17 protein-coding genes are annotated in these 14789 nt (G+C 67.0%); 11 read left to right on the top strand and 6 right to left on the bottom strand.

The window, feature by feature from the left end:
• Positions 1-72: 72 nt before the first annotated feature.
• A complete protein-coding gene (locus DV707_RS11430; protein WP_103991577.1) occupies positions 73-699 on the bottom strand; it encodes a GNAT family N-acetyltransferase in 627 nt (208 codons plus the stop codon).
• A 106-nt stretch (positions 700-805) separates the two neighbouring features.
• Between DV707_RS11430 and DV707_RS11425 the strand changes: the two genes are divergently transcribed.
• From DV707_RS11425 to DV707_RS11415, 3 genes are read left to right on the top strand one after another with little or no spacing between them, the layout of a single operon-like run.
• A complete protein-coding gene (locus DV707_RS11425; protein WP_103991578.1) occupies positions 806-1066 on the top strand; it encodes an AbrB/MazE/SpoVT family DNA-binding domain-containing protein in 261 nt (86 codons plus the stop codon).
• A 1-nt stretch (position 1067) separates the two neighbouring features.
• Positions 1068-1475 (top strand): zinc-binding metallopeptidase family protein, encoded by a 408-nt coding sequence (locus DV707_RS11420; protein ID WP_103991579.1) that lies wholly within the window; start codon positions 1068-1070, stop codon positions 1473-1475.
• 45 nt (positions 1476-1520) lie between these two features.
• Positions 1521-3248 (top strand): radical SAM protein, encoded by a 1728-nt coding sequence (locus DV707_RS11415; RefSeq protein WP_103991580.1) that lies wholly within the window; start codon positions 1521-1523, stop codon positions 3246-3248.
• 30 nt (positions 3249-3278) lie between these two features.
• On the opposite strand, the gene DV707_RS11410 is transcribed toward DV707_RS11415, so the two are convergent.
• The 4 genes from DV707_RS11410 to DV707_RS11395 form a co-directional block, all read right to left on the bottom strand.
• Positions 3279-3734: an SHOCT domain-containing protein gene (locus DV707_RS11410; protein ID WP_103991581.1), complete on the bottom strand. Its 456-nt coding sequence runs from the start codon at positions 3732-3734 to the stop codon at positions 3279-3281.
• 189 nt (positions 3735-3923) lie between these two features.
• Positions 3924-4322: a TRAM domain-containing protein gene (locus DV707_RS11405; protein WP_103991582.1), complete on the bottom strand. Its 399-nt coding sequence runs from the start codon at positions 4320-4322 to the stop codon at positions 3924-3926.
• A gap of 123 nt (positions 4323-4445) precedes the next feature.
• Complete coding sequence (gene nreA / locus DV707_RS11400) at positions 4446-5714, bottom strand: DNA repair protein NreA (RefSeq protein ID WP_103991583.1); 1269 nt, start codon at positions 5712-5714, stop codon at positions 4446-4448.
• 56 nt (positions 5715-5770) lie between these two features.
• Positions 5771-6646: a transcription initiation factor IIB gene (locus DV707_RS11395; protein WP_394337406.1), complete on the bottom strand. Its 876-nt coding sequence runs from the start codon at positions 6644-6646 to the stop codon at positions 5771-5773.
• A 488-nt stretch (positions 6647-7134) separates the two neighbouring features.
• Between DV707_RS11395 and rnhA the strand changes: the two genes are divergently transcribed.
• Positions 7135-7731 carry a ribonuclease HI gene (rnhA, locus tag DV707_RS11390; RefSeq protein WP_103991585.1) on the top strand — a complete coding sequence of 199 codons (597 nt, stop codon included), beginning with the start codon at positions 7135-7137 and terminating at the stop codon, positions 7729-7731.
• The gene (locus tag DV707_RS11385) at positions 7724-8452 is read left to right on the top strand and encodes a DUF7108 family protein (protein WP_200820883.1); all 729 of its coding nucleotides are present in this window, start codon (positions 7724-7726) and stop codon (positions 8450-8452) included. Before rnhA ends, DV707_RS11385 begins: the two co-directional genes overlap by 8 nt.
• Positions 8453-8464: 12 nt before the next feature.
• Here the strand turns inward: DV707_RS11385 and DV707_RS11380 are convergent, their stop codons facing one another.
• Positions 8465-8824 carry a PadR family transcriptional regulator gene (locus DV707_RS11380; RefSeq protein ID WP_103991586.1) on the bottom strand — a complete coding sequence of 120 codons (360 nt, stop codon included), beginning with the start codon at positions 8822-8824 and terminating at the stop codon, positions 8465-8467.
• 294 nt (positions 8825-9118) lie between these two features.
• On the opposite strand from DV707_RS11380, the gene DV707_RS11375 reads away from it, so the two are divergent.
• From DV707_RS11375 to thrS, 6 genes are all read left to right on the top strand, one after another.
• A complete protein-coding gene (locus DV707_RS11375; RefSeq protein ID WP_103991587.1) occupies positions 9119-9652 on the top strand; it encodes an inorganic diphosphatase in 534 nt (177 codons plus the stop codon).
• A 230-nt stretch (positions 9653-9882) separates the two neighbouring features.
• On the top strand, positions 9883-10014 hold the full coding sequence (locus tag DV707_RS19200) for a hypothetical protein (RefSeq protein WP_268806874.1): 132 nt from the start codon (positions 9883-9885) through the stop codon (positions 10012-10014).
• A gap of 87 nt (positions 10015-10101) precedes the next feature.
• Positions 10102-11049 carry a rhomboid family intramembrane serine protease gene (locus DV707_RS11370; protein ID WP_103991588.1) on the top strand — a complete coding sequence of 316 codons (948 nt, stop codon included), beginning with the start codon at positions 10102-10104 and terminating at the stop codon, positions 11047-11049.
• Positions 11050-11052: 3 nt separating this feature from the next.
• The gene (locus tag DV707_RS11365; RefSeq protein ID WP_103991589.1) at positions 11053-11877 is read left to right on the top strand and encodes an endonuclease V; all 825 of its coding nucleotides are present in this window, start codon (positions 11053-11055) and stop codon (positions 11875-11877) included.
• Positions 11878-12034: 157 nt separating this feature from the next.
• Positions 12035-12559, top strand: coding sequence for a hypothetical protein (locus DV707_RS11360; protein ID WP_103991590.1), 525 nt, complete (start codon positions 12035-12037; stop codon positions 12557-12559).
• 91 nt (positions 12560-12650) lie between these two features.
• The gene (thrS, locus tag DV707_RS11355) at positions 12651-14576 is read left to right on the top strand and encodes a threonine--tRNA ligase (RefSeq protein ID WP_103991591.1); all 1926 of its coding nucleotides are present in this window, start codon (positions 12651-12653) and stop codon (positions 14574-14576) included.
• Positions 14577-14789: the final 213 nt, after the last annotated feature.

Genomic DNA, 14789 nt, shown 5'->3' with positions numbered 1-14789 from the left:
GAACGTGGCGACTCTCCGGAGGATTGCCGCGCTGGGAGGGCGTCGCCGCCGCGGCGTGCGCCCAACCGGCGTTCAGCCGTCGGCGAACGCGGTGTCGACCGCCGACACCGGCCGCGGTTCCTCGGGCTCGCCGTCGGGGTCGCGGAGCCGCCGATAGTACCAGACGACGTCGTGCCAGTCGCCGAGTTTGAACCCGGCAGCGGGGAACGCTCCGATCCGCTCGAAGTCGTAGCGCTCGTGGAACGCCTCGCTCTCGGGGTTCGGCATTCCAAGAGCGGCGTAGACGCCGCAGTAGCCCTGTCGGCGGAGCGTGTCCAGCAGGCGGTCGTACAGGGCGGTTCCGATCCCGCCCCGGTGCGCGTCGGGGTCGACGTAGATCGAGGTCTCGACGGCCCAGCGGTAGGCCCCGCGGTCGCGGAGTCGGCTGCCGTACGCGTAGCCGACGACGCCGTTTGCGTCGCTGTCGTCGGTGCTGTGTTCGCTCCCGTGCTCGGGGCTGCCGGCGACGGCGACGTACCAGGGAAACTCGTCGGTCGCGCGCTTCTCGCGGATCTCGTCGGCGACGTGTTCGACCGAGGGGACCTCGGTGCGGAACGTCGCCGGCGAGTCGCGCACGAACGGCGCGTAGATGTCGCGGACGGCGGTCGCGTCCCCCGGACGGGCCGGTCGGAGCCGGACGCCGTGAGAATCTTCGGACATATCTGTCGGATCGGTACCCCCGGTAACTGGTCTTGCGATTCGGAGATGGGAACCACCGCTTGAAGGCTCCACAAAACTAAGGTAATACGAACGGTATTACCACAGTATGAGCAAATCCACGCGCGTCACGGAGAAGGGACAGGCCACGATCCCGAAGGAACTCCGTGAAAAGTACGGTCTGGAACCCGGCGACCAGGTCGTCTGGCTGGACACCGAAGAGGGCATCGTCGTAAAGAAACGCACGCGAACCGGTGGGCGCGGAATGCTGCTTCCGGAAGACACTCCCGACGAGAAACGCCGGGAGATCGCCGAAGAACTGGCGCAACGCGTGCGCAATCGTCGCGACCGCAACTACGAGGAAGATTGAGATGGCAGTGTACACCGCGGACGCCGTTTCCCTGCTCGCCTACCTCGTCGACGCACTCCCGCGTGAGGCCGACCAGGCGTTTGCCGAAGCGGAAGCGGGGGAAACGGTCATTCAGGCACCGAGTACAGCCCTCGCGGAGGTCCTGTATTCGGTGTCCCGAGACAAGAACGTTCGGGGCGTTACGCTCACGGGAACCCCGGAGGACGCCCGCCGTGCACTGATCGGGAACGGACCGATCTCGGTCGCCTCAGTCGACGACGACGAACTGACCGAATACGCGGCAGTCGTCGGCGAGTTCAGCATTCACGACGCGCTGATCGTCGCGATTCACCGGGCGCGGGGCACGGACGCGATCATCACGGCCGACGGTGTGATCCGCAACGCAGGGTACGAGGTCCTCTGGGCGTGACCCCAGAGAGTGAGCGTTTTACCGCTCGGCCGTCTGTGCTCTTCTATGACCGATCCGGCCGACCTCTCCGTGACGCTCGTCGACGGCTACGTCGACGAGCCGGCGCACTTCGGCGTGCCGCCGTACATCTCGACGTACCCGCGGTTCACGGCCGGTGCGATCGTCGACGCCGGCGTCCCCGAGTCGAACGTGACGTACCACACGATCGACGAACTCCGCGAGGACAGAGGCAAGTGGGCCGACGTCGCCGACGCGGACCTGTTCGTCTACATCGGGGGGATGACCGTCCCCGGCAAGTACGTCGGCGGGACGCCGGCCGAGCCCGACGAGGTCCGCGAACTCGCGTGGGTCGCCGAGGGCGTCTCCGTGATGGGCGGGCCGATCCGCTTCGGCGTCGGCGAGGAGAACGCCGGCGCCCAGGAGATGCAGCGGCAGGACCTCGACTACGACTTCCTCGCGATGGCCGACGTCGAGGCCGCCGCCTACGACCTGGTCGACAGCGGATTAGAAGGGTTCGAGAACCGCTACCGCGACAACGACGAACTCGACCGGTGGGCCGCGAAGGGCGCGTTCGTCGTCGAACAGCACCCGAACCACCCCGAGTACCTCATCTGCGAACTGGAGACCTCGCGGGGCTGTGCCTACCGCTGTTCGTTCTGCACGGAGCCGATGTACGGCGACCCCGCGTTCCGGACGCCCGAGTCGGTCGTCGGCGAGGTCGAGGCGCTGTACGACCGCGGCGTGCGACACCTCCGGCTCGGTCGCCAGGCCGACATCCTCGCGTACGGCGGCGACGGCGAGGCCCCCAACCCCGAGGCGCTGCGGCGGCTGTACGGCGGGATCCGGGAGGTCGCCCCCGACCTGGGGACGCTGCATCTGGACAATATGAACCCGATCACGGTGGTGAAGTGGCCCGAGAAGGCCAGGGAGGGGATCCGCATCATCGCCGAGCACAACACCCCGGGCGACACCGCCGCGTTCGGCCTCGAATCCGCTGACCCGCTCGTTCAGGAGGAAAATCACCTGAACGTCACCGCCGACGAGTGCTTCCGAGCGATCGAGATCGTCAACGAGGAGGCCGGCTGGCGGCCCGGCGACGACCCCGCCGACGCGCCGACCCACGGGACGGGAGCCGCGAACCGGCTTCCGAAGCTCCTCCCGGGGATCAACCTCCTACACGGGCTGAAGGGCGAGCGCGCGGAGACGTTCGAGCACAACAAGCAGTTCTTACAGCGCGTCTACGACGCCGGGCTGATGGTCCGCCGGATCAACATCCGGCAGGTGATGGCCTTCGAGGGGACCGAGATGGCCGACGAGGGCGCGAACATCGCGAAGGCGCACAAGAAGCGCTTCAAGCGGTATAAAAAGGAGGTCCGCGAGGAGATCGACCGGCCGATGCTGCGACGACTGGCCCCCGTGGGGACGGTGCTGCCGGACGTCCACCTCGAGTACCACCAGGACGGCCGGACGTTCGGCCGACAGCTCGGCACCTACCCGCTGCTCGTGGGCATCCCGGGCGAGCGCGGGTTGGGAGAGACGATCGACGTCGCGGTCGTCGATCACGGCTACCGATCGGTCACGGGGGTTCCGTACCCGCTGGACCCCAACGCGGCCTCGATGGACGAACTCACCGCGATCCCGGGCATCGGCGACCGGACCGCCGGCGACATCGTCGTCAACAGGCCGTACGACTCGGCCGGCGACGTGGACGCCTCCGAGGTGGACTTCTCGAAGTTCACCGGCGATTACCCGGCGGACCCCCGAGCCGACTGACACGGCCCGTCGGTCGTCCCGCCGCGTTGGCTACCGGCGGACCGATTCGATCTCCTTGCCGCGTGCGCGTTCGCCGCTGCCGGCTCCCGCAGCGGGCTCGTCGGACCCGGCGTGTTCCGTCCGAACGAGCGCGTCGAGCCGCCGCTCGAACTCCGCTTCGTCCACCTCGCCCGCGGCGTACCGGCGCTTGAGCGTCTCCACCGCGTCGGCTTCGCGGGACTTCGTCCGATCCGTCGCCCCGGACGGGGGAGCGAGTAGCGACGCTGCGGCCACCGCGGGGAGGGTCAACGCGAGTGTCCCGAACGCGGCGACGAGGAGGTTGTACACCAACCCCGACTTCACGCCCGAGATGATCGCCACCGCGGCGTAGGCGGCCAGCGGTGCCGCACAGGCGGCGACGGCGGCGATCCGCCGCCGCCATCGGCGACTGTCGGGGGTGAACCTGGCGAGCGGTCCGGCTCGGTCGGTCGCGTGTGGAGGGCCCATAGTCGACGTTCATCCGCAACTCACAAAACAGTTTTTCGGTGACGCTCGGGCCCCCTCGTCCCGGCCGTCCGAGCGACCGCTCTCGGTGTGTCATCGACACGTTCTGCGAGTGCGAGAACCGGTGTCGAACGGCGCCGAGACGGCGTTCTGCGAGGCGCCGTCGCGCCGTCAGTTCGGCGCGGCCGGAGTCTAGACCTCTTCTTCGATCACTTCGCCGACCGCGAAGTTCGATTTGACCTCGCTGACCTCGATCTTCACCCGGTCGCCGACGTCGGTGCCGGGGACGATGATGACGTAGCCGCGCTCGACGCGGGCGATGCCGTCGCCCTGTTTGCCGATGTCTTCGATCTCCACGTAGCGCAGTTCTCCGGGCTCGACCGGTGGCTGCGGCTCGGAGGACGGGCGCTCGGTCTCGGTCGATTCCGAGTCGGACTCGACCGCACGAGAGATGAGAGCGACGCGGTAGGCCTCGCCGGGTTCGATCGACCCGGTCTCGACCTCGCGTTTCGGCACTTCGACGACGTAGCGGTCGTCTTCCTCACGAACATCCGCGTTGAACAGACACAAGAGCTTATCTGAGATTTCCACCGTATAGACCTCCGGTAGTAAGTCTCGTCGAACCGTTAAAGTAGTACCGCCCAACCCGAGGGTGAGAGGGTGTCCCCCGCCACGGTCGTTCGGTTCGCGACCCGACGACCGGAGCCGGCTCGCCTACCGGCGGGCGAAGTCGCCGAACGTCGTCTGGAGGCCGGCCGCCATCGTCGACTTGCGGCGGAGCGTCGAGAGCGACACCGGGAGGTGTTCCGTGACGCCGCGGACCGCGCCGGCGAACGTCTCGGCGGTCCCGCGCTCGTCGTCGAAGGCGTCGCGGACGGTCTCGCGGACCTGCCAGACCCCGACCGGCCCCCAGTAGTCCTCGGAGACGTGCCGCAGGACGAGCGACTTCGCCTGCCGGCCGCGCTCGTCGAGGTGTTCGAGCACGCCCAGTCTGGCGGCGTGGTACGCGCCCGCGGTCTCCTCGACGTAGCCCGTCCGGCCCTCCCGGCCCTCGCTGTCGGCGGCGAGGTACATCCCCGCCTCGGGGTCGGGGTTCCAGACGCTCCCGGGCGCCTTCATCTCGACGAGTTCGTACTCCCACTTCCCCGGCGCGAGGATCACCCAGAAGGCGTTGCCCATAAACTCGTTGCGGTGGACCTCCACCCGGTCGATCTCCGGGTTCGTCCGGATCCGCCCCCTGAGGAACTGTCCGACGGTGTCGTCGACGGCGGTGATCGACCACCGCGTGGGGACGAGCCGGCGCTGTTCGGTCTGGCCGAGGGCGCCCGCAGAGAGGATCGTGTTGATGTCGTAGACGTCGAACCCGCGGCGGTAGAGGTAGTTCATCGCGCCCTCGGCGTTCCAGTCGTCGTCCTCCAGCGTCTTCTCGACGAGACGCGGCACGTGGGGGTTCTCTGCGAGGTCCGCGGACTTGGCGCGTGCTCGCGGTCCCACCGGCGTCGCGACGTCTTCGACGCCGACGTCGAGGTCGACGTCCGGGCGCTCGTCGAGGCCGATCTCGACCGTCACGGGTCGGTCGGCGATCGCGACCTCCCGCTGGGTTCCCAGAAACCCGTCCCACGAGTCGGCGACGTTCGTCACCTTCCGGGAGGTGTTGGAGTTGAGAAGCGACGTCCGCCGCGCGAAGACGTCGTCGATCGAGACGCCCTCGTCGTACCACGCACCGGAGGTCGAAAAGCGCTCGGCGTCGTCGTCGTGGCCGACCGGCGAGAGCAGCCCCGCGGAGACGCGCGGGTAGTTCGAGGTGCCGACGAAGATCGACGGCGAGACGCCGCCGTACAGCGAGTCACCCTGGAGCGTCTCCTCGAACCGGTCTTGGAACGTCTCAAGGTGATCGAGGATGTCGTAGGACTTCTCCTCGGCGAGTCGCCGACGCTCCGCCCGCTCGTTGCGTTCGAGGTCGACGTACTCGTCCAGTTTCATCGCGTGGTACTGAGTCGCCGACGGATATGAAGGTTCGGCGTCGGCGCTCCCGACGCCTAACTGTGGATGCCCATCGCTTCGATCTGCTCTTGGTACCGGTTCCGAATGGTGACTTCGGTCACCTGCGCGACGTCGGCGACCTCCCGCTGGGTCTTCTTCTCGTTACAGAGCAGCGACGCCGCGTAGATCGCCGCGGCCGCGAACCCCGTCGGCGACTTCCCCGAGAGCAGTCCCTTCTCGGACGTCGTCTCGATGATCTCGTTCGCCTTCGATTGGACCTCCTTCGAGAGTTCCAGTTCCGAGCAGAATCGCGGCACGTACTTCTTCGGGTCGACCGGTTTCATCTCCAGGCCGAGTTCCTGGGAGATGTAGCGGTACGTCCGGCCGATCTCCTTTCGGTCGACCCGGGAGACGTCGGAGATCTCCTCCAGCGAGCGGGGAATCCCCTCCTTTCGACAGGCGGCGTAGAGCGCGGAGGTGGCGACGCCCTCGATCGAGCGCCCGCGGATGAGGTCCTCGTTGAGCGCGCGGCGGTAGATCACGGAGGCGACCTCCCGTACCGAGCGCGGGACGCCCAGCGCCGACGCCATCCGGTCGATCTCCGAGAGCGCGAACTGGAGGTTCCGCTCGCCCGCGTCCTTCGTCCGGATGCGCTCCTGCCACTTCCGCAGCCGGTGCATCTGCGAGCGCTTCCGCGAGGAGATCGAGCGCCCGTAGGCGTCCTTGTCCTTCCAGTCGATCGTCGTCGTCAGCCCCTTGTCGTGCATCGTCTGCGTCGTGGGCGCGCCCACGCGGGACTTCTCCTGGCGCTCGGAGTGGTTGAACGCCCGCCACTCCGGACCGGGGTCGATCTGCTCCTCCTCGACGACGATCCCCGTCGGTTCGTGAATCAGTTCGCCGTCCCCGGTGCGGACGAGGTCCTCCTCGTCCATGTCCTCGAAGTCGATGTCGTCTTCCGCTTCGTCCGCCTCGTCCTCGCGTTCTCCCTGCCATCGCGTCCTCTCGACGTCCTGTTCCCGCTGGCGGGTGGGCCGTGTCATCGCATTTTTATATTCGCTGTCTCGACGAATTTAAACCCTCCGCCGATCAGGGGTCGATTCCGTCGACGCCCTCCGGCGGCGGACGAGCGTTTATATACGAACGAGCGACCACTCGCGCCGTGATCTGAATACGGCCCCGCGTCGAGTCGCGGTCGCTCGGCACGTCGACGCGGGGAAACGACGACGGGAGAGCGGCCGTCGCTGGGGGACCGACGGCGACGACGGGGCCGTCGTCGCGAGCGGGTGCCGACTGTACGCCGTTCCACGTAGGGGCCGTCGCGGCCGACGCGCCGAGTCGGCAGGGTGGGTCGACCGTCCACGTCGACCAGCGGTCGCTCCGACATCGAACCCTTCTTTCGCGTTCCCGCAGTTGTTCGGATATGCCAAGCGTAGATCTCGATCCCGACGTCGCGCGCGAACGGCTCGAAGCCGCCGGCGTCGCGGTCGAGGCGGGAAACACCGACTACGAGCGCTGGCGCGCCGAGCGGGGCGAGGCGACCGCCGTCGCCTACGACGACACGGTCGTGGTGCAGGGCTCACGCCCCTCGGACCTCCTCGCGCTTCTCCGCGGCGACGAGGGCGGACGGGCGCACGTCTACTTCGACGGGGCGAGCCGCGGCAATCCCGGCCCGGCCGCGGTCGGCTGGGTGATCGTCACGAGCGACGGGATCGTCGCCGAGGGGAGCGACCGCATCGGCGAGACGACCAACAACCGCGCCGAGTACGAGGCGCTCGAACGGGGGCTCTCGGCCGCCCGGGACTACGGCTTCGACGAGGTCGACGTCCGCGGGGACTCCCAGCTGATCGTCCGGCAGGTGAAAGGCGAGTACGACACCAACAACCCGGAACTGCGGGAGCGACGCGTCCGCGTGCGGGAACTGCTCGACTCCTTCGAGCGGTGGTCGCTCGAACACGTACCGAGAGGGGTAAACGACCGCGCCGACTCACTAGCGAACGAGGCGCTCGACGATGCCTGAAGAGGAACGTTCGGTGGACGACGGAGAACAGAGAGGCGGCGGCCCGGCGGCCGAGAACGACGACGTCATCGCGGCCGAGACGGGCGGAGAGCGGTCGCCCGCGGCCGACGGAGAACCGACGACGCCAACGGACGAGGAGCGGTCGACCGGGACGGACGGCGAGTCGGGGGCCGAGGTCGATTCCCCGGCCGAAGAGACCGTCGAGGAGGCCGAGCGACTGACCCGGCTGGCGAGAGAGGCGGCGGTCGAGGCGGCCGCCGAGGCGTACCGGGAGCGTCGCGACGACCTCGTCGACGACCACGACTACACCGCTCGCGTTCGCCAGGAGGACGACACGCTGGTGCTCTACCCCGAGGAGTGGGTCGAGGACGGCACCGTCCGACTCGAACGGATCGAGGACACCGACCGCGCAGTGGAGGTCTCGCTGTCGGGGCCCGACCACGGCGCGGAGTGGGACTCCGTCGAGGAGGCGAACCAGGCGATCGTCGACGCCGTCGAGCGGGAGTACGGCTCAGACCACGCGGCCAACGTCCGCGCCTTCGCGGACTTCATGAGCAACCACTACCTGAAGCGCGTCGACGACGCTACCGAGGCCGAGCGAGAGGAGTTCCTCACGGAGTACTACCGGCGGAACGCGTGGCCGTCGGAAGCGCAGGAATCCATCGTCGCCGAGAGCGTCGATCTCGTGAACGACGTCGGCGACGACGTGCCCGGACCCTGATTCTACGGCCGCTTATCGGTGCGTTTCGACGAGATCCGAGAGCTCTGCGGCGCGATCGTCGTCGGCGACGAACTTCGCGAACATCCAGTCGAACTGATCGATGAGCGCGTCGTGGCCCGCCTCGGTGAGTTCGTACTGGTTCGTCCGCTTGTCGAGTTCGCTCTTTTCGACGAGCCCCATCTCGACGAGGTCGTCGAGGTTGGGGTACAGTCGGCCGTGGTTGACCTCCGTCCCGTAGTAGGACTCGAGCTGTCGCTTGATCGCGAGTCCGTACATCGGTTCCTCCGAGAGGATCACGAGAATATTCTGCTGGAACGCCGTAAGGTCACGCACTACACTATCTGCCTCGGTAACTGTTTGTGCCTCTGACATACCGAAGCCAAAGTCACCGTGATATTTAACGCTTCCCAACGGCGGATCTCGATGGCCCTCATCACTCGTATTCCGGCCGTCCGAGGCGGTACTCGATCGATCAGCGCTGTGAAACAGGGGCGGATCGACGCCAGAACTGTATACTCTCCGACAGACTTGGATATTCTCCGACGAGTACGTGGAGAGCACTTCGACCCCCGACATCCACGCTCAGGTGGTTGTGAACACGGCTCACGGCCGGTGCGCCCGAACCGATGCGAAAGGACTTTTTGCTCGTTCGGCGACACTGCTGGTATGTCGAACCTCTGGGAAGACATCGAGACCGGACCGGACGCGCCGGACGTCGTCTACGCCGTCGTCGAGTGTCTGAAGGGCGAGCGGAACAAGTACGAGTACGACAAGGACGTCCCGGGCGTCGTCCTCGACCGCGTGCTTCACTCGAACGTCCACTACCCCTCCGACTACGGCTTCCTCCCGCAGACGTACTACGACGACGAGGACCCCTTCGACATCCTCGTACTGGTCGAAGACCAGACGTTCCCCGGCTGTATCATCGAGGCGCGCCCGGTCGCGCTGATGGAGATGGACGACGACGGCGAGAAGGACGACAAAGTGATCGCCGTCCCGGCCGAGGACCCCCGATACGACGACGTGCAGGACGTCGACGACCTCACCGACCAAAAGAAGGCCGAGATCGCCGAGTTCTTCGAGACGTACAAGAACCTCGAAGCGGGCAAAGAGACGGAGACGCTCGGCTGGGACGACGCCGCGGCCGCGAAGGACGCCATCGAGCACGCGATGGACCTCTACGAAGAGAACTTCGCGTAACGGTTCGTTTCAGCGATACCACACACGCGTAACGCTCGTTTCAGCGTTCCGCACCCGACGTTCGCGCCACTCGCTCGTTTCCCGTGGGGATCTCTCGGACGTCGCTTTCGATCCTGTTCCGGATGGGTACGACCGCCTCTGGTATATCTATCAGTAATTCCTGACGCACTGACGGATGATTTATGCGTATGGGTAATCTTTTGCGGGTGGAGGACCAACGTCCAAGCGTGATGGCCGCCAGTAGACCGCGCCTCGGCGTCGCTCACCCGACGGTCGTTCCCCGCGCTTCCACCCCGGGAGACGACGACGAGGCACCGACTGACGAGGCGAGCGACGAGGACGCCGAGGAACGGGGCACGTAGGCCAGCCGACCACGACGGTCGGAACCGTGCCACGCCTCGCCGGACGGAGGGGAACGGCTTTTACTCCCGCCGTGACTACGGAGAGTGATGGCTACCTGCGACGAGTGCGGGGCACACGAGAATATGCCGTACCAGTGCCGACGGTGCGGACAGACCTTCTGCGCCGAGCACCGGCTCCCGGAGAACCACGACTGCCCGGGTCTCGGTGACTGGGACGATCCTTCCGGAGTGTTCGACAGCGGCTTCGACGACTCGGTCCGGAACCGCGGCGGCGGATCAACTTCGGGGGGTGTCGCCGACCGAGTTCTCGGCACTGGCGGCCCCCTGGGGTACTTCCGCGGGAATATGAGCTACGTCTTCCTCGGCGTGATGTGGGTCACCTTCGCGCTGCAGTTTTTCGTCTTTCCCCTGCTCCTCGGCGCGTCGCCGCGGAGCAGCCTCTGGCAGGCGGCGTTCGTGCTCTCGCCCGGACACATCGAGTACGTCTGGACGTGGATCACGTCCATCTTCGCCCACGGGGGCTTCACGCACATCGCGTTCAACAGCATCGCGCTGTACTTCTTCGGCCCGGTCGTCGAGCGTTACCTCGACACGAAGCGCTTCACGGCGCTGTTCTTCGCGGCGGGCATCGTCGCCGGCCTCGCGCAGGTGCTCTCGACGCTTCTCACGGTCGGTCCCTTCGGGGCGGGCGTCGTCGGCGCGTCGGGGGCGATTATGGGCGTTCTCGGCGTGCTGACCGTGTTGAACCCGAATCTGAAGGTGTACCTGTACTTCATCATCCCGATGCCGCTGTGGGTGCTGACGCTCGGGTTCGCCGCGTTCAGCATCGTCGCCGGGTTCGGCGTCGCCGCCGGCGGCGGCGTCGTCGGCGGCAACGTCGCCCACCTCGCACACCTGGCGGGCCTCCTGGTCGGACTCGCCTACGGCGTCCGCGTGAAGGGCCGCGTCGGCGTCCCGCAGTCGCTGCAGTTCGGCGGCGGTCGGGGCGGACCCGGTGGGCCGGGCGGACCGGGCGGCCCCGGCGGACGGTTTTGAGCGATGAACCCGGCCCGTCCGGCGTTCGTCCCCGACGCCTCGGCGACACGCGAGGAGATGGAGTCCCTCCAGCGCGAGGTCGCCGCAGTCGCGACGTGGGCTGACGAGTTCGACTTCGATCCGGCGGCGGTCGGCCCGCTTCGCGACTCCGGTTCCGGCGGTGACTCCCGACAGGCGACGCTCTCTCCCGGGTCTCCGAGCGCCGAGTCCTCCCTCCCGCTCGTCGCCGGCGTCGATCAGGCCTTCCTCGACGACCGCGCGGTGAGCGTCGTGGTCGTCCGCCGCGGCGGAACGGTGATCGAACGCGCCCACACCGTGACCGACCTAGAGATTCCGTACATCCCGGGGCTGTTGGCCTTCCGCGAGGGCGGGCCGATCCTCGCGGCCTTCGCGGAACTGACGTGCGATCCGGACCTCGTCGTCTTCGACGGCAGCGGCCGCATCCACTACCGGCAGGCCGGGCTGGCGACCCACATCGGCGTGACCCTCGACATCCCGAGCGTCGGCGTCGCGAAGGGGCTGCTCTGCGGGACGCCCGAGGCCGACGTCGACGGGCGGCCGGAGGGCTGGCGGACGCCGATCCTCGCGGACGACGACGTCGAGAACGCCGAGCCGGGAGAACGGATCGGACACGCGCTCCAGTCGCGGCAGTACGACTCGCGACCGATCGTCAACCCGATCTACGTCAGCCCCGGCCACCGGGTCGCGGTCGACACGGCGACGGACCTCGTCGAGCGACTCTGTGACGGCTACAAACTCCCGGAACCGACGCGGCTCGCTGACGCCTACGCCGACGAGGTGAAGCGGGACGTGGCGTCGGGCGGGTGACCCAGGGTCGGGAGCGCGAAGACCGGGACGCGCTCCCGAGAGGGCGACGGGGCCGAGAGCGCGAGGAACGACACGCGGCCCCGAGAGCCCCCGGCCGCTACAACGATCCTTTGAGTCTACACAAGGGACTTTTGTCGAGCGTTCGTGGCGTCGGGTGATGCCCGCTTACCGACGATCGATCGCTCTCGTCCTCGTCGTCGTGCTCACCGCCGGCTGTCTCGGCGGGACGCCGTCGACCGGGACCGACTCGGCCACGCCGACGCAGACGCCGACGGCCACTGAGATGCCGGGGACGCCGACACCGACGCCCGATCCGACGCCGGGCGAGACGGCCACCGACGAGTGGACGACGACCGAGCAGGCGTCCGAACAGCCTGACCCCGACAAGGCGATCCACGTGGAGAACAGGTGGAACCGCTCCGTCGAGATCCGGATCAGCGTCGTCCGCGAGGCCACGAACGAGACCGTCTACGAGGAGACGGAGACGTTCGAGCCGGGGGCCGACCGCGACGTCTACAACCTCGAAGAGGCGAGTCCCGACGGGATCGAGTCCTTCCGGATCACCGCGACCGCCCGGAACGCGACCGAGAGCGTCACCATCGAGACGAACGCGTGCTACGGGAACGCGTACGTGGAGATCACCGAAGACGGGGAGCTGTACCCCTACTACGCCATCTGCTGATCGGGTGGACAGCGGTCCCCGATCCGCTCTTCTCCCGACATCGCTCGGCGACTCGAAAACACTTATTCGTGCGCTCGCACTCCGAACGCGTATGAGCGAAATCGTTGTTCGCCTCCCCGACGGCTCCGAACTCTCCGTCGCGGAGGACGCGACGGTCGAGGACGTCGCCTACGAGATCGGCCCCGGACTCGGCCGCGACACCGTCGCGGGCGTCGTCGACGGCGAACTCGTCGACAAGGCCGCGCCCGTCCACGACGGCGCCGAGATCGTGATCGTGACGGACCAGAGCGACGAGTACCTCCGCGTCCTGCGACATTCCGCGGCCCACGTCTTCGCGCAGGCGCTGCAGCGACTCTACCCCGAGGCGAAACTCGCGATCGGGCCGCCGACCGACGAGGGGTTCTACTACGACGTCGCGAACGTCGACCTCGACGCGGAAGATCTGGAGGAGATCGAGGCCGAGATGGAGGAGATCATAGAGGAGGACCTCCCGATCGAACGCGAACTCCGACCCCGCGAGGAGGCCCTCGAGACCTACGAGGACAACCGCTACAAGCGCGAGATCCTCGAGGACGAGGCCGCCGGTGAGGACCCCGTCTCCTTTTATACCCAAGGCGACTTCGAGGACCTCTGTAAGGGCCCGCACGTCGAGTCGACCGGCGACATCGGCGCGGTGAAACTGCTCAACATCTCCTCGGCGTTCTGGCGCGGCGACGAGGACGAGGACACGTTGACCCGGATCTACGGGACGGCCTTCGAATCCGAGTCCGACCTCGAAGAGTACCTCACGCTCCGCGAGGAGGCCCAGGAGCGGGATCACCGAAAGCTCGGCCAGGAACTGGACCTCTTCTCGATCCCCGACGTCACCGGTCCCGGGCTGCCGCTGTATCACCCCAACGGCAAGAAGATCCTCGACGAGCTCGGCGACTACGCCCGCTCGCTGAATCTGGACGCCGGCTACGACCCCGTCGAGACGCCGCACCTGTTCCGGACGGAACTGTGGAAGAAGTCGGGCCACTACGACAACTACGTCGACGACATGTTCCTGATGGACGTCAACGACGAGGAGTATGGGTTAAAGCCGATGAACTGCCCGGGGCACGCGACGATCTTCGATCAGAAGTCGTGGTCCTACCGCGACCTTCCGGTTCGGTACTTCGAGGACGGCAAAGTGTACCGGAAGGAACAGCGCGGCGAGCTCTCGGGGCTCTCTCGGGTCTGGTCTTTCACCATCGACGACGGTCACCTGTTCTGCCGGCCCGAGCAGATCGAGCAGGAAGTGAATCAGGTGATGGAGGCCATCTACGAGGTGCTCGACACCTTCGACCTCGACGCCCACGTCGCCTTAGCGACGCGCCCGGAGAAGTCCGTCGGCGGCGACGAGATCTGGGAGCAGGCCGAGTCACAGCTCCGATCCGTGCTCGAAAACCAGGGCATCGACTACGACCTCGAACCCGGCGACGGGGCCTTCTATGGACCCAAAATCGACTTCGCGTTCGAGGACGCGCTGGGCCGAAAGTGGGACGGCCCGACGGTCCAACTCGACTTCAATATGCCCGAGCGCTTCGAGCTGTCGTACACGGGCGAGGACAACGAGGATCACCGGCCGGTGATGATTCACCGCGCGCTCTATGGCTCCTACGAGCGGTTCTTTATGGTGCTCATCGAGCACTTCGACGGGAAGTTCCCGTTCTGGCTCGCGCCCGAGCAGGTCCGCGTCCTGCCGATCAGCGACGACCAACTCGGCTACGCCCACCGCGTGAAGAACGAACTCGGCGACTTCCGCGTCTCGGTGGAAGACCGCTCGTGGACGCTCGGACGGAAGATCCGTGAGGCTCAGGAGGACCGCGTCCCGTACATGATCGTCGTCGGCGGCGACGAGGAGGAGGCGGGGACGATCTCGGTCCGCGACCGCAAGGAGCGGGAGGATCAGGACGTCGAGATCGAGACGTTCCGCGCGCACCTCGAAGACGAGTACGCCGAGAAGCGGATCGAACCGGACTTCCTGGACGAGTAGCATCCACCCACCTTTTTGCTGCGTCGGGTCGCGCTACGCGCGACCGCTCCTTGCAAAAAGCTGGACCAAAAAACGTCCGACTCCGCCGTCTCCGGAAGAGCAGAGCTCTTCCGTGTTCCGACGGCTCCGTCGGTGAACCGCTCGCTCACTCCGTTCGCTCGCGGATGCTCAAGACAGATGCTTACTCAATATATCCCATATCCCGTAGTTCCT

This window comes from Halobellus limi (assembly GCF_004799685.1).
Lineage (GTDB): Archaea > Halobacteriota > Halobacteria > Halobacteriales > Haloferacaceae > Haloquadratum > Haloquadratum limi.
The sequence above is the reverse complement of the archived record's forward strand: the minus strand, read 5'-3'. Positions and strand labels throughout refer to the sequence as shown.